Source organism: Streptomyces sp. CNH189, from assembly GCF_000527195.1.
The window spans coordinates 68,310-84,230 of the sequence record NZ_AZUS01000022.1 but is presented as its reverse complement, the minus strand read 5'-3'; the positions used below and the strand labels follow the sequence as shown (position 1 = coordinate 84,230).

The 15,921-nt window shown below is 72.8% G+C and carries 14 protein-coding genes; 13 read left to right on the top strand and 1 reads right to left on the bottom strand.

Annotated elements, in window-relative coordinates; translation table 11 throughout:
* Positions 1-143 precede the first annotated feature (143 nt).
* Genes B100_RS0126810 through B100_RS0126800 form a run of 3 tightly spaced genes read left to right on the top strand, consistent with a single transcriptional unit; the run spans position 144 to position 2,721 of the window.
* Positions 144-677, top strand: a complete 534-nt coding sequence (locus tag B100_RS0126810) for a PadR family transcriptional regulator (protein ID WP_024887487.1) — start codon at positions 144-146, stop codon at positions 675-677.
* Positions 674-1,381 carry an ABC transporter ATP-binding protein gene (locus B100_RS0126805; RefSeq protein WP_024887486.1) on the top strand — a complete coding sequence of 236 codons (708 nt, stop codon included), beginning with the start codon at positions 674-676 and terminating at the stop codon, positions 1,379-1,381. Before B100_RS0126810 ends, B100_RS0126805 begins: the two co-directional genes overlap by 4 nt.
* Positions 1,378-2,721, top strand: coding sequence for an FtsX-like permease family protein (locus B100_RS0126800; RefSeq protein WP_024887485.1), 1,344 nt, complete (start codon positions 1,378-1,380; stop codon positions 2,719-2,721). Before B100_RS0126805 ends, B100_RS0126800 begins: the two co-directional genes overlap by 4 nt.
* A gap of 83 nt (positions 2,722-2,804) precedes the next feature.
* Here B100_RS0126800 and B100_RS0126795 read toward each other — a convergent pair whose 3' ends face one another.
* Positions 2,805-3,341 (bottom strand): HNH endonuclease, encoded by a 537-nt coding sequence (locus tag B100_RS0126795; protein WP_024887484.1) that lies wholly within the window; start codon positions 3,339-3,341, stop codon positions 2,805-2,807.
* Between the two features lie 315 nt (positions 3,342-3,656).
* On the opposite strand from B100_RS0126795, the gene B100_RS0126790 reads away from it, so the two are divergent.
* The 10 genes from B100_RS0126790 (at position 3,657) to B100_RS0126745 (ending at position 15,904) form a co-directional block, all read left to right on the top strand.
* Positions 3,657-4,745, top strand: coding sequence for a mechanosensitive ion channel family protein (locus tag B100_RS0126790; protein WP_024887483.1), 1,089 nt, complete (start codon positions 3,657-3,659; stop codon positions 4,743-4,745).
* A 241-nt stretch (positions 4,746-4,986) separates the two neighbouring features.
* Positions 4,987-6,201 (top strand): ROK family transcriptional regulator, encoded by a 1,215-nt coding sequence (locus B100_RS0126785; protein WP_024887482.1) that lies wholly within the window; start codon positions 4,987-4,989, stop codon positions 6,199-6,201.
* 85 nt (positions 6,202-6,286) lie between these two features.
* Positions 6,287-7,624, top strand: coding sequence for an ABC transporter substrate-binding protein (locus B100_RS0126780; protein WP_024887481.1), 1,338 nt, complete (start codon positions 6,287-6,289; stop codon positions 7,622-7,624).
* Between the two features lie 4 nt (positions 7,625-7,628).
* Complete coding sequence (locus B100_RS0126775; protein WP_024887480.1) at positions 7,629-8,576, top strand: carbohydrate ABC transporter permease; 948 nt, start codon at positions 7,629-7,631, stop codon at positions 8,574-8,576.
* Positions 8,573-9,466 (top strand): carbohydrate ABC transporter permease, encoded by an 894-nt coding sequence (locus B100_RS0126770; protein WP_024887479.1) that lies wholly within the window; start codon positions 8,573-8,575, stop codon positions 9,464-9,466. The genes B100_RS0126775 and B100_RS0126770 overlap by 4 nt, the downstream gene beginning before the upstream one ends.
* 3 nt (positions 9,467-9,469) lie before the next feature.
* The gene (locus tag B100_RS0126765; RefSeq protein ID WP_024887478.1) at positions 9,470-10,735 is read left to right on the top strand and encodes a 6-phospho-beta-glucosidase; all 1,266 of its coding nucleotides are present in this window, start codon (positions 9,470-9,472) and stop codon (positions 10,733-10,735) included.
* Positions 10,726-11,694, top strand: coding sequence for a BadF/BadG/BcrA/BcrD ATPase family protein (locus B100_RS0126760; protein WP_024887477.1), 969 nt, complete (start codon positions 10,726-10,728; stop codon positions 11,692-11,694). Before B100_RS0126765 ends, B100_RS0126760 begins: the two co-directional genes overlap by 10 nt.
* Before the next feature lie 244 nt (positions 11,695-11,938).
* A complete protein-coding gene (locus B100_RS0126755) occupies positions 11,939-13,387 on the top strand; it encodes a hypothetical protein (protein ID WP_024887476.1) in 1,449 nt (482 codons plus the stop codon).
* A gap of 38 nt (positions 13,388-13,425) precedes the next feature.
* Entirely contained in the window at positions 13,426-14,481 is a 1,056-nt protein-coding gene (locus tag B100_RS0126750) for a glutamate ABC transporter substrate-binding protein (protein WP_024887475.1), read from the top strand.
* An 88-nt stretch (positions 14,482-14,569) separates the two neighbouring features.
* Complete coding sequence (locus tag B100_RS0126745) at positions 14,570-15,904, top strand: hypothetical protein (protein WP_024887474.1); 1,335 nt, start codon at positions 14,570-14,572, stop codon at positions 15,902-15,904.
* Positions 15,905-15,921: the final 17 nt, after the last annotated feature.

The following is a 15,921-nucleotide window of genomic DNA, read 5'->3' as shown; positions in this document are numbered from 1 at the left end:
GGCCGCACGCCACCGACTCCCCATCCGTGCGACCGCCGGTCCACCTCCGCGCGCCGGCCAATCCCCTTCCGCGCTCCCGCAGTCCGCGGTTTTCCTCGCGTGACTATTCACTCAGTACATGTACTCAGTGCATACTGATCCGCATGAGTACCCGTCACATCCTGTTGGGCCTGCTGGCCACGGGACCGAGCCACGGCTACGACCTGAAGCGGCGCCACGACGAACGCTTCCCGCAGGCCCGCCCGCTGGCCTACGGGCAGGCCTACACGACCCTGCAGCGCCTGGTCCGGGACGGTCTCGCCGAGGTCGAGGGCACCGACTCCGACGGCGGCCCCGAGCGGACCGTGTACCGCGCCACAGGGGCGGGGGCACGCGAGCTGGAGCACTGGGCGGCGGAGATCGCGCCGCCGGCGCCGTTCGTGACGAACGAGATCTTCGCCAAGGTAGTGGTGTCGATCCTGTCCGGCGGTGATCCCGCCACATACCTGCGGGCCCAACGCGCCGCCCATATGCGGCGCATGCGCGAACTGACCGCCCTGAAGTCGGATCCCGGCGCGGACCTGGCCACGGTGCTCTCGGCGGACTTCGCCCTCAACCACCTGGACGCCGACCTCCGTTGGATGACCACGACGGCGGCCCGGCTCACCACCCTGACCGCGGAGGTCGACCCAGCATGAACACCACAGCCGCACCCGGGCCGCTCCTCGCGGCCCACGGCCTGCGCAAGGCGCACGGCAGGACACCGGCCCTGCGCGGCGCGTCGCTCGCCCTGCGGGCCGGTGAGATCCTCGCGGTCACCGGCGCGAGCGGCAGCGGCAAGTCGACGCTGCTGCACTGCATGGCGGGCATCGTCCGCCCGGACGAGGGCTCGGTGACGTACGACGGGCAGCGGCTCGACCGGCTGCCGGAGAAGCGGCTGAGCGAGCTGCGCCGCTCCGACTTCGGCGTCGTCTTCCAGTTCGGCCAGCTCATCCCGGAACTGACCGCGCTCGACAACGTGGCGCTCCCGCTGCTGCTGGCCGGCACGCCCCGGCCCCAGGCCCACGAGCGGGCCGGCACGTGGCTGGAGCGGTTCGGGGCGCGGGACCTGGCGGCGGTGCGGCCCGGCGAGATGAGCGGTGGCCAGGCCCAGCGCACCGCGCTCGCGCGGGCGCTGGTGACCGGCCCGAAGGTGGTGTTCGCGGACGAGCCGACCGGGGCGCTGGACTCCCTGGCGGCCGAGCAGGTGATGACGGCGCTGGCGCGGACGGCCCGCGAGTCGGGCACCGCGGTGCTGCTGGTCACGCACGACGCCCGGACCGCGGCCTACGCCGACCGGGAGGCGTCCCTGCACGACGGCACCGTAGTGGCGGAGGACCATGCGCTGGAGGTGACCACGTGAGGGCGGACCTGCGTCTGGCCTGGCACCTGCTGCGCGGCTCCGACCGGCACGAGTGGTGGCGGATCGCCCTCACCGGCGTCGGCGCGCTGCTCGCCACCGGACTGGCGCTGGCGGCGGTCGTCCTCGGCTCGCTGCGCGGACACCACGACCTCACCGTCGCCCACGGCCTGCTGGACCTCCCCGGGCAGCGGGCGGGCGTGATCGCCGCGCTGCTGCTCCTGCTGATCCCCGTGCTCGGCTTCCTCGGCCAGAGCGCCCGCCTCGGCGCGGTCCACCGGGACCGGAGGCTGGCGGGACTGCGGCTGGCGGGCGCCACACCCTGGCAGGTGCGGCGGATCGCCGCAGCGGAGACCGCGCCGGGCTGCCTGGCCGGTTCGGCGGCCGCCACCGTGCTCTGCGTCGTGGTGGCGGCCCGTATGGGGGACCACACCTCGGTGTGGACCTGGACGGGGATCGCCGTGGTCGCGGTGGGCATGCCCCTGGTGGGCGCGCTGACCGCCGTGGTGACGCTGCGGCGGGTGGTGGCCTCACCACTCGGCACGGTGCGCCGGGTACGGCCACGGGCCCGGCCCGGGGTGACGTTCCTCGGGACGGTGGCGCTGTTCCTGGCCGCGTTGTTCGTGTCGTACCTGAGCCTGGACCGGCGTTCCGGTGACGTCCCCACCGGGCCGGTACTGGTCGTCGGCGCCCTGGCGTTGGCCGGTGCGGGCGCGTTGTGGCTGGTGGGCGCCACGGCCCGGCTGACCGGACGGCTGCTGGCCGCCCGCACCGGGAGCCCGGCGGTCCTCGTCGCGGCGGAACGCCTGCGGGACGACCCGTGGGCGGCGGCCCGTACGCACACCGTGGTGCTGCTGGTGACGGTGGTGGGCACCGGGTTCGTCGGGATCCGCCAGGGCCTGCTGGCCGTGCTGGGCTCCGGTGCGGACGTGGCCGAGGACCCGGTCTTCTACACCACCGGGATCGACCTGGCGGGCGCGGCGGTCGGCATCGGGTTGGTGATCACCTTGTCCGGGCTGGCCGTCGGCACGGCGGAGTCCGTGGCCACCCGCCGCCGCACGCTCGCGGCGCAGGTCGCCGCCGGTGTGCCGCGCGCGGTGCTGGGCCGGGCGCTGCTGCTGGAGACCGCCCTGCCGCTGGCGCCCGGTGTGCTGGTCGCGGGGGTCGGCGGTACCGCGATCGGCACGTGGTACGCCACGCTCGCCGGGGAGGGCCCTCTGTCGCTGCCGTGGGCGGGGCTGCTGGTGCCGGTCGGCGTGTACGCGGCATGCATGCTGGCGACGGCCACCGCGCTGCCCCTGCTGCACCGCTCGGTACGGCCCGCGGAGCTGCGGTACGCGTGACCGGGCGGCGGCAGGGTCCGGGGAGCGACGGGGACTCTCCGGGCCCGGCCGTCGGGAGCCGTACCGACTGTCGGCGGCCGGGGTCAGGCCGAGATGCCGTCGATGCGGGCCAGGGCGTCGTCCGCGCCGTACGGCTGGAGGTACGGCAGCCAGCGTGGGTCGCGGTGGCCGGTGCCGATGATGCGCCAGGCCAGACCGGTGGGCGGGGCGGGTTTGTGGCGCAGCCGCCAGCCCAGCTCGATCAGGTGACGGTCGGCCTTCACGTGGTTGCAGCGGCGGCACGACGCCACCACGTTGTCCCAGACGTGCTTGCCCCCGCGGCTGCGCGGGATGACGTGGTCGACGCTGGTTGCGACACCACCGCAGTACATGCACCGGCCCCCGTCACGGGCGAACAGCGCCCTGCGGGTGAGAGGAACGGGACCCCGGTAGGGGACCCGCACGAAACGCTTGAGCCGGACCACGCTGGGGGCGGGGACGGTGACGGTCGCGCTGTGCAGATGGGCGCCGGTCTCCTCGAGGCAGACTGCCTTGTTCTCGAGGACGAGTACGAGCGCGCGGCGGAGCGGTACGACGCCGAGCGGCTCGTACGACGCGTTGAGGACCAGGACATGCGGCACGGACGGCCTCCTTGTACGCCGGCGGCGCGTGGCTCGCGCCGGGACGATCCGTAGTCAGTCTCCCCTCATGCCTGGTGACCGCGCCACCATGTCCCGGTAACGGGCTGGGAGTGTTTTCGACCACATCCCGATTCATCCCCAGGATCGTGGCCGGTTCAAGCGCAGGTGAGCGGGGTCTCTTCTTCACAGATCCCGCCGGTCCCCCCACAATGCCCCGTTAGTGTGGTGGTTCCGCCCCTGCCGGTGACCCATTCGTGACCTTGCAGACCTTGACCGCAGCACCGGGGGGCGGACGTGCACCTGGAGGTACCCGCCGTGTCCTTGCCCGTCGTCCTGTCGGCCGCCGACCCCTCGCCGACCCCTTCGGAGTCGGAGACGCCACGGGTCCCCTCGCTCCAGGACGCCCAGGAGAGCGCCACCAGCGCGGCCGGCTGGGTCGAGGAGAACTGGTCGACCTGGCTCGCCATCGGGCTGCGCGTGCTGCTCATCCTGGTGATCGCGACGGTACTGCGAGTGGTCGTCCGGCGGGCGATCACCAAGCTGGTCGACCGGATGTCCCGCACCGGTCAGACCATGGAGGGCGGCGGCCTCGGGGGCCTGCTGGTCAACGCCGAGCGCCGTCGGCAGCGGTCCCAGGCGATCGGCTCGGTGCTGCGCTCGGTGGCGTCGTTCCTGATCATGGGCACGGCCGCGCTGATGGTGCTGGGCACCTTCCAGATCAACCTCGCGCCCCTGCTCGCGTCGGCCGGTGTCGCCGGTGTGGCAATCGGTTTCGGCGCGCGCAACCTGGTCACGGACTTCCTCTCCGGCGTCTTCATGATCCTGGAGGACCAGTACGGCGTCGGCGACACCGTCGACGCGGGTGTGGCCACCGGCGAGGTGATCGAGGTCGGGCTTCGGGTGACCAAGCTGCGCGGCGCCGACGGCGAGATCTGGTACGTCCGCAACGGCGAGGTCAAGCGCATAGGCAACCTCTCGCAGGGCTGGGCCACCGCCAACGTGGACGTCACGGTCCGCTCCGACGAGGACCTGGACAAGGTGAAGGCCGTGCTGAGCGACGTCGCCGAGCGCACCAGCAAGGAGGAGCCCTGGAACGAGCTCCTGTGGAGCCCGGTGGAGGTGCTCGGCCTGGACTCGGTGCTGCTGGACTCGATGGTGGTGCGGGTGTCCGCCAAGACCATGCCGGGCAAGTCGCTGACCGTGGAGCGGGAGCTGCGCTGGCGCATCAAGCGCGCCTTCGACGCGAACGGCATCCGCATCGTGGGCGGCGCGACCGCCGCCGAGGACGCCCCGGCCGCCGACCCCGCGGCCGGCGTGGCCGCCCCGTCCGCCTACGCCAGCACGGTGTCGCCGCAGTCGGTGGCCGCCTCCCCGCTGCCCTCGCCGACGAGCACCACGAAGTAGCCGCCGGCCCGCGAAGGGGCGGCACCCGGGAACATCCCGGGTGCCGCCCCTTTCCGTTCCCGGCCGTTCCCGGCCGTTCCCGCCGAGGACGCCTCTTGACGCCCGCTCCGCGCCGGGCTTACCTTCCTCCCCATCCGACAGGAAACTTTCCTAACAGTGCCCGCCGGACCGGTCCGGGATGGACGTCCTCACCGGCCGCTTGAGAAGCTGTGCAGTCGACGAAGGGCAGGTGTCGCACCCCATGGCAGGAACAGCCGGTACGCCGGGCACCCCGCGCGTCCTGCGCGCCATGAACGACCGCGCCGCCCTGGACCTCCTGCTGGAGCACGGACCGCTGTCACGGACCCGGATAGGCAAGCTCACCGGCCTGTCCAAGCCGACCGCCTCCCAGCTCCTGGCCCGCCTGGAGGCCGCCGGCCTGGTCCTCGCCACCGGCACCACCGAGGGCCGCCCGGGCCCCAACGCCCAGCTGTACGGGGTCAACCCGGCCGCCGCGTACGCCGCCGGACTCGACGTGAATCCGCGCCGCATCCTCGCGGCCGTCGCCGACGTCACCGGCCGCACCGTCGGCCGGCACGAACTGCCCACCCCCGGCCGCCGGCCCGCCGTGCCCGTGGTCCAGCAGGTCACCGACGCCCTGGACGGCGCGGTGAAGGCGGCGGGACTGACCCGCGCGGACGTCCACCGCCTGGTGATAGGGACCCCGGGTGCCTTCGACCCGAACACCGGCCACCTGCGCTACGCCTCCCACCTGCCCGGCTGGCACTCCCCCACGCTGCTCGGGGAACTGGCCGCCGCCCTGCCGATGCCGTTCGAGTACGAGAACGACGTCAACCTCGCCGCCGTGGCCGAGCGGCGGCTCGGCGCGGCCCGCGACCACGACGACTTCGTCCTGCTGTGGAGCCAGGAGGGCCTGGGCGCCGCCCTGGTGCTGGGCGGCCGGCTGCACCGGGGCTTCACCGGCGGCGCGGGCGAGGTCGGCTTCCTGCCGGTACCCGGCACCCCGCTGGTCCGCCAGGTCACCAAGGCCAACAGCGGCGGCTACCAGGAGCTGGCCGGCGCCCAGGCGGTACCGCGGCTGGCCCGCGACCTGGGCGTGCGGGACGTCCCGCAGGGCCCGTACACCGAGGCGGCTGCCGCCCTGCTGGAGCGCGCCGCGGCCCGCCCCGACGAGGAACCGCACCGCACCCTGCTGCACACCTACGCCACCCGTCTGGCGACCGGCCTGGCCTCCCTGGTCGCCGTCCTCGATCCCGCCCTCGTCGTCCTGAGCGGCACCGCCCTCACCGCCGGCGGCGCGGTGCTGCGGGACCTGGTCCGGGACGAGCTGGAGGAGCTGGCCGCCTCCCGGCCCCGGCTCGTCCTGGGTGACGTCCGTGAACACCCCGTGCTGCGCGGCGCGCTGGAGAGCGCGCTCGCGTCCACCCGCGACGAGGTCTTCGACACCTCGCGCTGACCTCGCCCCTCCCCACCCGTCCCGCACCACCCCGCCCCGCCCCACACCTCACTCCGTCCCACACCTCGCCCCAGGGAGCTCCGTCATGCCCGGAATATCCAGAAAAGCGACGCTCGCACTGGCCGCCACCGCCTCCCTCGCCCTGCTCACCACCGCCTGCACCGGCCAGTCCGGGTCCGGCACCACCGACGACCCGAACGCCAGGACGACCCTCACCTTCTGGCACGGCTGGAGCGCCCCCGCCGAGGTGAAGGCGGTCCAGGACGTCGTGGACCGCTTCGAGAAGGCACACCCCAACATCACGGTGAAGGTCGTCGGCAACATCAACGACGACAAGCTCAACCAGGCGCTGCGCGCGGGCGGTTCGAACGGCCCGGACGTGGTCTCCTCGTTCACCACGTCCAATGTCGGCACGTTCTGCTCGTCGGGCGCCTTCGCCGACCTGAAGCCCTTCGTCGAGAAGTCGAAGCTGGACCTGGCCAAGATCATCCCGAAGCCGATGCTGGACTACACCCAGTTCGAGGGCACCCGCTGCGCCCTCCCCCTGCTCGGTGACGCCTACGGCCTCTACTACAACAAGGACGCCTTCGCGAAGGCCGGCATCACCGAACCCCCGAAGACCTGGTCGGAGTTCGCGCGGGTCGCCAAGAAGCTCACCAAGGCGAAGGGCGACGGCTACGAGCAGCTCGGCTTCATGCCGAACTACCACGGCTACGAGACGGTCGTCGACCACTACATGTCCCAGTGGGACCACGCCTACTTCGACGCCGACGGAAAGTCGCGCATCGCCGAGGACCCGGCGTTCGCCGAGATGTTCACGTACCAGAAGAAGCTGGTGGACGACCTCGGCGGGTTCGCGAAGCTGGAGAGGTACCGCAACACCTTCGGCGACGAGTGGGGCGCCGAACACCCCTTCCACACCGGCCAGGTGGCCATGCAGCTCGACGGCGAGTGGCGGCTCGGCATGGCGCGGGACGCCGGCGTCGACTTCGAGATCGGTACGGCGCCGATGCCCGTCGCCGACGACGAGGTGGACGAGTACGGCAAGGGCTTCCTGTCCGGCACGATCATGGGCATCGCCCCGCAGAGCGAGAAGCAGAACGCCGCGTGGGAGCTGGTGAGATTCATGACGACCGACACCGAGGCCGTCGTCTCCTTCGCCAACGCCATCCACAACGTGCCCTCGACCTTCGAGGCCCTGAAGTCCCCCGGCCTGAAGACGGATCCGGCCTTCACGACCTTCCTCGACATCGCGCGGCACCCCGAGTCCAACACCCCGCCGGCCTCCGTCAACGGCTCGACGTACCAGACGACGCTCCAGGACTTCGGCTACCGGTACGAGTCCGGCAAGGTGAAGGACCTGAAGGCGGGGCTGGAGAAGACCGCCGCGCAGATCGACCGCGACATCGAGCAGGCGAAGTAGCCCGATGTCCACGTACACGCTCCGCGCGAAGCGCCGCCGGTCGGCGCTCCGGACGGTGGCCTTCCTGTCCCCGTGGCTCATCGGGTTCGGCGTCTTCTTCGCCTACCCGCTGGTGTCCACCGTGTACTTCTCCCTGATGAAGTACGACGGCTTCGGCACCCCCGAGTTCCGGGGCCTGGACAACTGGGCCTACGTCTTCCAGGACTACCCCCTGTTCTGGCCGGCCCTGCGCAACACGCTCTGGCTGGTCCTCGTCATGGTGACGTGCCGGGTGGTGTTCGGACTGGGCGTCGGCCTGCTGGTCACCAAGCTCAAGACCGGCGTCGGCGTCTTCCGTACCCTCTTCTACCTGCCCTGTCTGGCCCCGCCGGTCGCCGCCACCCTCGCCTTCGTCTTCCTGCTCAACCCGGGCACCGGTCCGGTCAACTCCGTGCTCGACGGCCTCGGCCTGCCGGCGCCGGGCTGGTTCACCGACCCCGCCTGGTCCAAGCCGGCCCTCACCGCCCTGGCCCTGTGGGGCGTCGGCGACCTCATGGTCATCTTCATGGCCGCGCTGCTCGACGTCCCGAGGGAGCAGTACGAGGCCGCCGAGCTGGACGGCGCCTCGCCCTGGCAGCGCTTCCGGTTCGTCACCCTGCCGAACATCTCGCCGATCGTGATGTTCGCCGTGGTCACGGGCGTCATCCAGACCATGCAGTACTACACACAGCCCCTGGTGGCGGGGAAGGTCGCCTCCGGGATCATCGGCGGCTCCGGCCAGCAGTTCGAGCCGGGCTACCCGGACAAGTCCACGCTCACGCTGCCCCAGCTCGTCTACAACCTCGGCTTCCAGCGCTTCGACTACGGTGCCGCCTGCGTCGTCGCGCTGGTGCTCTTCGCCCTCGCCATGGCCTTCACCGCGCTGCTGATGAGGCGCCGGGGCGGACTCGTCCAGGCAGGTGACCGACCATGACCCAGGTACTGGACCGTCCCGTACGGTCCGACGCGCCCCCGTCCCCCGCGCGGCGCACCGCCCGCCGCCGCGCCGTGCTGGAGTGGATCGCCGTCCACTCCCTGGGGATCGCCGCCGCCCTCTTCTTCGTGCTGCCGTTCGTCTTCGTGGTCCTCACCTCGCTCATGAGCGACCAGCAGGCCCTCACCCGCGACCTGGTCCCCCGCACGTGGGAGTGGGGCAACTACCGCGAGGTGTTCGACACCCCCGGCTTCCTCACCTGGTGGCGCAACACCCTGCTCTACGCCGGCCTCGGCACCCTGCTGACCGTCGTCTCCTCGGTTCCGGTGGCGTACGCGCTCGCCACGTTCCGCTTCCGCGGCCGCAACCTCACCCTGATGCTGGTCATCGCGATGATGATGCTGCCGCCCCAGGTGGTCGTCATCCCGATGTACCTGTTCTGGGCCAAGCAGCTCGACCTCTCCGGCACGCTCTGGCCGCTGATCATCCCCATGGCGTTCGGCGACGCCTTCTCGATCTTCCTGCTGCGCCAGTTCCTCACCACGATCCCCGACGAGTACCTGGACGCGGCGAGGGTCGACGGCTGCGGCGAACTGCGCACCCTGCTGCGGGTCGTGCTGCCCATGGCGAAGCCGGGCATCGCGGCCGTCGCCCTCTTCCAGTTCTTCTACGCCTGGAACGACTACTTCGGCCCGCAGATCTACGCCTCGGAGAACCCGGCCGCCTGGACCCTCTCCTACGGTCTGGAGTCCTTCAAGGGCGCCCATCACACCGACTGGAACCTCACCATGGCCGCCACCGTTCTGGTCATGGCGCCCGTCATCCTCGTGTTCTTCTTCGCTCAGAAGGCGTTCGTCGAGGGTGTCACCCTCACCGGAGTCAAGGGATAACGCATGAAACTCACCGTGGTCGGCGGAGGCTCGACCTACACCCCCGAACTCATCGACGGCTTCGCGCGGTTGAGGGACGTCCTGCCGATCACCGAGCTGGTCCTCACCGACCCGGCGACGGCCCGCCTGGACCTGATCGGCCCGTTGTCCCGCCGCATCTTCGCCCGCCTGGGCCACCCGGGCCGCATCACCACCACCACCGACCTGGACGCGGCGGTGGACGGCGCCGACGCGGTCCTGTTCCAGCTGCGCGTCGGCGGCCAGGCGGCCCGTCTGCAGGACGAGACATGGCCGCTGGACTGCGGCTGCGTCGGCCAGGAGACCACCGGCGCGGGCGGCCTGGCCAAGGCGCTGCGCACGGTCCCGGTCGTCCTGGACATCGCCGAGCGGGTCCGCCGCACCAACCCCGACGCCTGGATCATCGACTTCACCAACCCCGTCGGCATCGTCACCCGCGCCCTGCTCCAGGCCGGCCACAAGGCCCTCGGCCTGTGCAACGTGGCCATCGGCCTCCAGCGCAAGTTCGCCGCGCTCCTCGGTGCCGCCCCCGCCGACGTCCACCTCGACCACGTCGGCCTCAACCACCTCACCTGGGAGACGGCCGTACGCCTCGGCGGCCCCGACGGCGAGGACGTCCTCCCCCGTCTGCTGGCCGAGCACGGCGACACGATCGCCGCCGACCTCCGCCTCCCCCGCCCCGTGCTGACCCGGCTGGGCGTGGTCCCCTCCTACTACCTCCGCTACTTCTACGCCCACGACGAGGTGGTGGCAGAAGCGCGCACCAAGCCCTCCCGAGCGGCCGAGGTAGCGGCGATGGAGAAGGAACTGCTGACCCTTTACGCGGACCCCGCGCTGGACGAGAAGCCGGCCCTCCTCGCCAAGAGGGGCGGCGCCTTCTACTCCGAGGCGGCGGTCGACCTGGCCGCGGCCCTGCTGCGCGGCGCCGGTTCGGAGCACCAGGTGGTCAACACGCTCAACAACGGCACCCTCCCCTTCCTCCCCGACGACGCGGTCGTCGAGGTCCCCGCCACGGTCACCACGAAGGGCGCCGGCCCTCTCCCCGTCGCCCCCGTGGACCCCCTGTTCGCGGGCCTGATGGCGAACGTCACCGCCTACGAGGACCTCGCCCTGGAGGCAGCCCTGCACGGCGGCCGGGACCGCGTCTTCCGCGCCCTGCTCGCCCACCCCCTCATCGGCCAGTACGCCTACGCGGACCGGCTGACCGACGACCTGATCGCACACAACCGGGAGCACCTCACGTGGGCCTGACCGCAGCCGTCCTCGCCGTCGACGCCGGCAACAGCAAGACGGACGTGGCGGTGATCGGCCCCGACGGCACGGTGCTGTCGACGGCCCGGGGAGGAGGCTTCCGCCCGCCCGCGGACGGCCTGGACACGGCCATGACCACCCTCTCCACCACGGTCACCGAGGCCCTCGCCGCCGCCGGCAGCCCCGAGGTCGCCCACGTCTCGGCGTGCCTGGCCAACGCCGACCTCCCGGCCGAGGAGAGGCAACTCACCGAAGCCGTGCAGTCGCGCGGCTGGGCCACCACCGCCGAGGTCCGCAACGACACCTTCGCGATCCTCCGCGCCGGCGTCACCGAACCCCGCGGGGTCGCGGTGGTCTGCGGCGCGGGCATCAACTGCGTGGGCATGCGCCCCGACGGCCGCACCGCCCGCTTCCCGGCGGTCGGCCGCATCTCCGGCGACTGGGGCGGCGGCTGGGCCCTGGCCGAGGAGGCCCTGTGGCACGCGGCCCGCGCCGACGACGGCCGGGGCGAGAGGACCGCGCTGACCGCCACCCTGCCCGCCCACTTCGGCGTGCCCGACATGCCCGCCCTCATAGAGGCCCTCCACCTCGGCCACATCCCACCCCACCGCCGCCACGAGGCGGCCCCCGTCCTGTTCGCCACGGCCGCCGAGGGCGACCCGGTCGCCCGCGCGGTCGTCGACCGGCAGGCCACGGAGATCGTCACGATGGCCGTGGTGGCCCTCACCCGCCTGGACCTCCTCCACGCGGAGACCCCCGTCCTCCTGGGCGGCAGTGTCCTGGCGGCCCGGCACCCCCTCCTCGTCGACGGCATCCGCACCCGACTGACAGCCCGCGCCCCCAAGGCCGTACCCCAAGTGATCACCACGCCTCCCGTCCTGGGAGCGGCGCTCCTCGGCCTGGACCACGTGTCGGCCCCACCGGAGGCGCACGCCCGCCTGCGCGCGCACTACGGGTAGGCCGCCGACGGCGCCCCGCCCACCGCCCGCAGGCGCGACGCCAGGCGGCCCCGCACCCGGCCCCGCCCCGCCCTGCCCCCGGAACCGAACGGATTTCCCGGGCGTGTTCCTGGGCAGGGTGGGTGCGGTGGTCCGGAACTTCCGGCCATCACACTGCATTTGGATCAAGATCGTGCCAAGGCCGGTGCGGATGTCGCCCCCGACGGTGATACTTGCCGCGGAGGATGACCACGGGGGAGGTCACATGACACACACACCGAACGCCGGCGCGCCACCGACGCTGCCCGCGATCCCACCGCAGCCGACGGCACCCGCCACACCCCCCGCCTCCGCTCCCGGCACCCTGCCCGCCTCCACCACCCCGGCACCTCCCCCCACCCGCCGCACCGCCTTCGCCGAGGGCGTGGACCAGCTCCGCCGCGCCGCCACCACGGAACCCGGCCGCCTCCGCATCATCGGCGCGGTCCTGGCCGCCCTGGTCGTGGCGTTCGGCGCGGTCACCGCGTGGCAGATGACCGACAGGGCCGCGGCCGCCGACGACGTCCTCACCAGCAGCCAGCCGCTCACCTCGGACGCCGCCGACATCTACCGCTCCCTGGCGGACGCCAACACCGCCGCGTCCAGCGGCTTCCTCGCCGGAGGCCAGGAGACCGCCGCCACCCGCGACCGCTACGAACGCGACATCCGCACCGCCGCCGCGAAACTGGTCAACGCCGCCGCCAACGCGGCCCCCGGCTCCCCCTCCACGGACACCATCACCAAGCTCAACCGCCTGCTTCCCGAGTACAAGGGACTGGTGGAGCGCGCCCGCACCTACAACCGCCAGGGCTACCCGGTGGGCGGCGCCTACCTGCGCTACGCGAACGAGAAGATGCAGCAGGAGATGCTGCCGGCCGCGCAGGACCTGTACACCAAGGAGAACCAGCGCCTGCGCGCGGACTACGCGGACGCCACCCCCTACCCCTGGCCCGCGATCGCCCTCGGCCTGGCGGCGCTGGCCGCCCTCGCCTGGGCCCAGCGCCGCACCTACCTGCGCACCCACCGCGTCCTCAACCACGGACTGGTCGCGGCCACCGCCGCGGCCGCGATCGTGCTGCTCTGGCTGACGGCCGGTCACGCCCTGGCCCGCTCACACCTGGACGAGTCCTACGACCACGGCGTCCGCTCCCTCGACGTCCTGCACGACGCGCGCATCGCCTCGCTCAAGGCGCGCGGCAACGAGAACCTCACGCTCGTCGCCCGCGGCGCCGAGACGAAGAAGGTCGGCGACGAGACCCTCGACGCCTACGACCACGACTTCGGCCGCGACATGGACGCCCTCGGCAAGGGCCTGGCCGTCGCCGAACGTCTCGCGGACGACGCCACCGGCGCGAAGCCGGTCACCGCGGCCGTGAGCAACATGACGGAGTGGAAGAAGCGCCACGCGGCGGCCCGCGAGCAGGACGAGAACGGCAACTACCAGCAGGCGCTGGACATGGTGATCGGCGCGAAGGGCGCGACGGGCGAGTGCTTCGACAGCGTCGACGAGAACCTGGCGACGGCACTGGCGCACGAGGAGACGGAGTTCGCCGAGGCGGCCGGTGCCGGCCGGGACGCGCTGACCGGTCTGCCGGCCGGGGCCGCGGTCCTGGGCGTGCTGGGCGCGGCGGGAGCGGTGCTGGGCATCGGCCGCAGGCTGTCGGAGTACCGGTGAACGGGCAGCGGACGACCGACCCGAAGGGGGCCATGACGATGCACGCACGCCACCTGCGGGCCCGCCTGAAGGGCTGGGGCGGTGTGGGCGCGATGGCGGGGGCCTGCGCCCTCGCCCTGGTGTTCGCGCTCGCCCTGACCTGCACGGGCTCGGTCGCCTCCCAGGCGGGCGCGCCCCGCCCGGCCGGTGACGGGGCCACGCGGGCGCTGACGGCCGACGCGCGCGCAGCGGACGCCTGCACGGCCCCGGAGAAGCAGACCCTGCCGCCGTCCTCCGCCGACGGCCCCACCATCACGGCGATCAAGAACCGCCAGGGCGAGAAGCGCAAGCTGGTCGTCGGCGTCGACCAGAACAGCTACCGCTGGGGCTACCGCGACCCCAACAGCGGTGTGAGCGGCCGCCTCGAGGGCTTCGACATCGACCTGGTGCACCGCATCGCCGAGGACATACTCGGCGACCCGGACGCCGTGCAGTTCAAGGCGATCCCCACCGACCAGCGCATCCCGGCGATCCAGGACGGCCGGGTGGACCTGGTCGTCCGCACGATGACGATCAACTGCTCGCGCCTGGAGGAAGTGGCGTTCTCCGCCCCGTACTTCAAGACGGGGCAGCAGGTCCTGGCGCCGAAGTCCTCCCCGGTCACGGGGTACGACGAGACCCTTGCGAACCGCCGGATATGCACGGCGAAGGGCTCGACGGCGTACGCGAAGCTGGAGGAGGACCGGAAGAGCGGCGCCCTGCCGGCGTCCGCGGACATCTCCACCACGGTGCCCAACCAGCTCGACTGCCTGGTGCGGCTGCAACTCGGCGAGGTGGACGCGGTCGTCAACGACGGGGCACTCGCGGCCAGTCAGGCCGCGCAGGATCCGACGGTCGAGCTCAAGGGCGAGGCGTTCACGACCGAGTACTACGGCGTGGCGATGAAGAAGGACGCGGACGACCTGGTCCGCCGGGTCAACCAGATCCTGGTGGACTTCCGGCAGGACACCGCGTCCGGCTGGCAGGCCTCGTACACGAAGTGGCTGTCCGCCACGATGGACGACGACCCCACCGCCGCCAGGCCCCCGGCTCCCGAGTACCTGCGCCGCGACTGACCCTTCCGCGGCGCCCCGCCGCCCCTTCCACGACACCCCACCCGCCCCCACGCACCACACGAACCCACCCCGCAGCGAAAGGTGATCGATGGCCGACACGGATCCCGCCGGGCCGGTGATGGACCGGGACGAGGTGGACCGTGCGCTGGCGCGGCTCGGCGCGGAGCACGAGGCGATCGAGACCTCGCTCCTCGCCCTGCAGGACCACGCGGGCCGACGGCTGCTGGAGGGCGCCCGGCTCACGGGCGTCACCGCCGAGCGGTGGACGTCCACGGAGGCGGCGATCACGCTGCTGTGGACCTACTTCGACGCGTACACGGACGCGTTGCGCACCGCCCGGGACATTCGCTCGCGCCGCCGCTGGTCCAGCCGCGAGGACCTGGCGGAGCTGACGGAACTGCTGCGCGGCGAGCCGGTGACGGTGGCCGGCAGCGCGGCGGCGACGGCCAACGCGCCGACCCTGAGCGGCGGTCCGGGCGTGCTCAGCGAGCGTTACTCGCTCGCCGCCCTCGTCGACCGCATGAACGAGCTGTACGCGGCCTCGCTGGACATGGTCGTCGCCGCGGACGCGGTGTGGTCGGCACTGCCCGCCCGGATCGATCTGCTCTCCGCGGAGCTGCGGCGCACCAGCGGGCTGGCGCACTCGGTCGGGGTGCGCCCGGGCGAGCACCCGGCGGGCGACGACCTGGAGCGCATCACCCGCACGCTGACGAGGCTGCGCGAGCAGGTGGTGTCCGACCCGCTGGCCTTCTGGAAGAGGGCCGAGGGCAGTTCGGCGCCGGGCGGCGGCAAGCCCGACACCACGGTGTACGACCGCGAGGCGCGCGCCCTGGAGGACGTGCGCCGCGAGATCGAGGCGGTGCTGGCGGTCCGGCAGGACGCGGAGAAGCGCATCGTCCGGCTGCGTGACGTGCTCTCCCGCGCGGACCGCACCCTCGCCGAGGCCCGCACGGCGCGCGGCGAGGTGCTGGCGAAGATCGCGGCCACGGAGGTACCGGTGGTCAGCGGGCCGCCGACTGCGCTGCAGGAGCAGGTGGCGGCGGCGGCCGAGTACCGCCGGCACGCCCAGTGGCACCGGTTGTCGCCGCTGCTGGAGTCCCTGGAGCAGAAGGCGGAGGACGAACTGCTGCGCGCCCGCGAGTCGTTGACGGCGGTCACGGCGCCGCTGGCGGTCCGGGCGGAGTTGCGGGGCCGGCTGGACGCGTACCGGGCGAAGGTGTCCCGGCACGGTCTGGCCGAGGACCCGCTGCTGGTGGAGCGGTACGAGAAGGCGCGCCGCATGCTGTGGAGCGCGCCCTGCGATCTGCGCGCCGCCGAGCAGGCGGTGCTGCGGTACCAGCAGGCGGTGTCGGAACTGCTCACCGGCTCCACCGGGGCGCCGGGGCAGGCCCGGCCGGACGACCGGAGGGGGCCGGGCGCATGAGCGTCGAGGGGGAGGCG